This window comes from bacterium (assembly GCA_009926305.1).
Taxonomy (GTDB): Bacteria; Bdellovibrionota_C; UBA2361; order UBA2361; family RFPC01; genus RFPC01.
This window is the reverse complement of the sequence record RFPC01000273.1, coordinates 1-1046: the sequence shown is the minus strand read 5'-3', so window position 1 is coordinate 1046 and position 1046 is coordinate 1. Positions and strand designations below refer to the sequence as shown.

The 1046-nt window shown below is 44.7% G+C and carries 1 protein-coding gene; it reads right to left on the bottom strand.

Annotation, left to right across the window (positions count from 1 at the left end; translation table 11 throughout):
* Positions 1-1046: hypothetical protein (locus EBR25_14495; GenBank protein NBW42178.1), on the bottom strand; the 1046-nt coding region annotated here is incomplete at both ends.

Sequence of the window (1046 nt, the reverse complement as noted above, 5' to 3'; positions counted from 1 at the left end):
AGATGTGTATAAGAGACAGGGTATCATGCATACTATATCCATGATAAATATAGCTTTATCATCAACTCCTACAGAAAGATCAAGAATATTTACAACATAACTCTTAGCATCTCTCGGTTGTACCTTCTCCACCGCCCAGCATGTCACCGCGCCAGAGGAGGCAGGATATTGCCCAATCGTCAACTGTTGAATCTCTTCACGAGCAAGAACATTTCCAAGCCTTATCATTCCAGAAGAACGAAGTTCGTACACCCCCGGTTCGAATCCGCTCACTTGCAGAATCGCAAAGAAGAATCTTAGATCTGAGTTGTGAGAAAGAAAGGGTGAAACCCTTTTCTCAAAGAGCTTGCTTAATTTCTCCCAATCAACCGGCTTACTGAGAAATTTACGGGTTGTTCTTCGCTCCAAAAGCGCTTTGCTCTTTACATCTTCAGGAATCCTCGAAGCAACGGGTAAAACCCTTTTCTTCTCTTTGCGCATGTATTCGAGCTGAAACATCCATGAAAGATACCATCCATAACGGGTCCAAAAACGAGCCGCAGAGTACATTTCTTGAGCAATATTGGAGGGAAGTAATACCTCGTCCTTCTTCATGCGTTTAATAACTGTCTCAGGAACCTCTCGGCATGCTTCTAGAATACCTTCAAAAGATGTCACCCTGTCTCCTCGATTCGAGGGAAGACAATGACTCAGCACCCGAATAGCCTCTAATGGCAGCTTCGTACGCCGCCCCTTGCGCCACATAGAGTGAAAAACGAGGCCTCCACCCTCAAAAGTCATGAATCCGCAGGGATTAGTGAGATGCAGATCATCTTTTAAATGACTGTCGTCCTGAGTATCCAACACGTCACTATCAATACGCCTGTCTCGAAACCTATCCCTTCCAACATGGGCCACAGCTATCTCGGGTTCAAGAAAATAATCTCTGTCAGCAACCCTCAAAGGCCTTGCTGGTTCAACGTCAATTGAAAAACCAAATCGACCTAAAAGAATCGCTAGTGTTTCAATTATATGCCCTGCGTCAAGTAAAACTGGCCTGTAAGCTC